At 50.8% G+C, this 2,498-nt stretch carries 1 protein-coding gene and 1 pseudogene; one reads left to right on the top strand and one right to left on the bottom strand.

Annotated elements, in window-relative coordinates; all coding sequences use genetic code 11:
• Positions 1-99 precede the first annotated feature (99 nt).
• Positions 100-1,020 carry a DUF2161 family putative PD-(D/E)XK-type phosphodiesterase gene (locus AZ66_RS28555; protein WP_082061772.1) on the bottom strand — a complete coding sequence of 307 codons (921 nt, stop codon included), beginning with the start codon at positions 1,018-1,020 and terminating at the stop codon, positions 100-102.
• 266 nt (positions 1,021-1,286) lie between these two features.
• Here AZ66_RS28555 and AZ66_RS28550 point away from each other — a divergent pair.
• Positions 1,287-2,498 (top strand): annotated as a pseudogene (locus tag AZ66_RS28550) (protein prkA); the annotation flags it as partial.

Genomic DNA, 2,498 nt, shown 5'->3' with positions numbered 1-2,498 from the left:
TTGAAACTGGATGGGGTTAGAAGTGGATTGCATTGGACAGGTCGGAGATAGAAGGCTAACGGTCTGTTGCAGCGACAGGGAAATAAATCCGAAAATGGACTAAGGCGATAATCCTGGCAGCTGCGCGAGAATATTCGCATATTGGGCAATTGCCGCAGTTCCTTCGGAGGTCAATGCATAAATCCCCCGGCTCTGGCGCTCAAACCACCCGTAGTAATTTTTCTGCAAAATGCTGGCTGCATCGCCAACTCCAGCTCTGCTGCGAACAACTGCAGCTCGAAGCGGGCCCTCCTGCAGAACATTAGCCACTCGAAGCGCTTTCTCGCGGTAGGCTGTAACGAGCGGCTGCTTCGTCGTGCCGCCTACGTTATAGTCGCCGCTGCGAGCATGGAATTCACGGACAAGCCTTGCAGCTCTAGTCTTGGACGTTCTGACAGGCTTCGGATTATATACCGCTTTCTCCTCTTGCTCTACCCACCCTGGTGGATGACAGATCGCCTCCACAAATGGCGCCTTGCGTTTATAGAAGGTGACGAGCAGAAATCCTAAACCGAGTCGTTCGCATAATTGTCGAAGTCCGGATACCGGGTGGCTGCTGCGGGTTGCTTTTTTTTTGGCAACAGCAACGTAGACGGTGGACGACAACTTTAAGCGATCAAGCGCCTGAAGCAGCAGCGTCACGTTGAAGGAAGACTTCAATTCAATAATAATCGGCTCTGCTTCCGGTGCATCTGGGCGGATAGCAACCATATCACAATGGCGCACCTCACCCCGAACATGATATCCAATCGCTTCAAAGTACGTCTTAATCGGGGAGTACAGCTCTGATTCCTTATGAATGACTCTAGACGAGTCCACTTGCTTCTCCCTCGTCTCCCTCGTCTCCCTCGTCTCCTTCGTTTCCTGTTGTTGCTCCAGCTCTGCTGCGATTGAATCCGAGCGGATAGGCGCTGCGCTCTGTGAGCGTGCAGCTTGCTTCGTTTTTTTGGCTCGAGTAGAAGGGGATGTTGATTTGCCCATACGAACGGTTACTCCTTTCCCGATGAAAAAGGGGGACAAATCTTGTGATGATTTCTCCGGGCCTTTTTCCTATAACTCTTCGTCCCATTATACCATGCTCATGATCGAACCAAAGGTTGGGCTTGTATATGCAGAAAATTTCGTGATATTCACAGGCTTGTTCCGCATAGTTATGTAGTACACTAATTTTTTCTCTAAAGTGAGACAGACGCAAAGCGGCGATGGAGGGCTGTGTTGCAAATCGGGAGCAATGGAGGTTTAAAGGGATGGACATATTCAAACGGATTTCAGAACATCGTGCCGAAAGTGAACAATTGGCCTGGACCGGAACATTTAAACAATATGTCGAGTTGCTGCGTCGTGACCCCGCTCCGGCGATGACGGCACATGCGCGCGTGTATGAGATGATTGCGTCGTATGGTGCGGAAGAGGTTAACGGGCAGACCAGATATAAGTTTTTCGATAAGGAAATATTCGGTCTTGACCGTGCCATTGAGAAGCTAGTGGAAGAATATTTCCACTCCGCTGCGAAGCGGCTTGATGTGCGGAAGCGGATATTGCTATTGATGGGGCCTGTGAGCGGAGGGAAATCAACCCTGGTCACGATGCTGAAGCGGGGCATGGAGCAGTATTCCCGAACCGAGCGGGGAGCTATATATGCAATCAAGGGCTGCCCTATGCATGAAGAACCGCTGCACCTGATACCGAATGAACTGCGGCCTGAGGTTGAGCGGGAGCTAGGTGTTCGCATTGAAGGGAATCTCTGCCCGTCATGCCAACTGCGATTGAAGACGGAATATGGCAACGACATCGAGAAGGTGCTGGTGGAACGAGTGCTTGTATCGGAGGAAAATCGGATTGGAATCGGGACATTCAGTCCGTCGGATCCGAAGTCGCAGGATATTGCGGACTTAACGGGAAGCATTGACTTCTCTACGATAACGGAGTTTGGTTCGGAGTCTGATCCGCGCGCGTATCGCTTCGATGGGGAACTGAACAAGGCGAACCGCGGCTTGATGGAATTCCAGGAGATGCTGAAGTGCGATGAGAAATTCCTGTGGAATCTGCTGTCGCTCACACAGGAGGGGAATTTCAAGGCTGGACGATTTGCTCTAATCTCGGCCGATGAGCTCATCATCGCTCACACCAATGAGGCGGAGTACAAAGGATTCATCGCGAACAAGAAGAACGAGGCGCTTCAATCCCGTATGATTGTCATGCCGATCCCGTATAACTTGAAGGTGTCGCAGGAAGAGCGCATCTATTCGAAGCTGATCAGTCAGAGCGATATGGGTCATGTTCATATTGCTCCGCATGCGCTCAAGGCAGCTGCCATATTCTCCATCTTGACCCGATTGAAGGAGAGCAAGAAGCAGGGCATGGATTTAGTGAAGAAGATGCGGATGTACGACGGTGAAGAGGTGGAAGGCTATAAGGACAATGATCTAGAAGGAAATGCAAAAGTGAATTTTCCGAAG

The sequence above is a fragment of the Paenibacillus sp. E194 genome (assembly GCF_000935845.1).
Classification (GTDB): Bacteria; Bacillota; Bacilli; order Paenibacillales; family Paenibacillaceae; genus Paenibacillus_B; species Paenibacillus_B alvei_B.
Note: the sequence above shows the minus strand (reverse complement) of the source record. Positions and strands in the feature narration are given on the sequence as shown.

Coding starts and splice junctions, on each gene's coding strand:
- AZ66_RS28555 (WP_082061772.1), bottom strand. CDS start 1,020: ATGGGCAAATCAACATCCCCTTCTACTCGAGCCAAAAAAACGAAGCAA.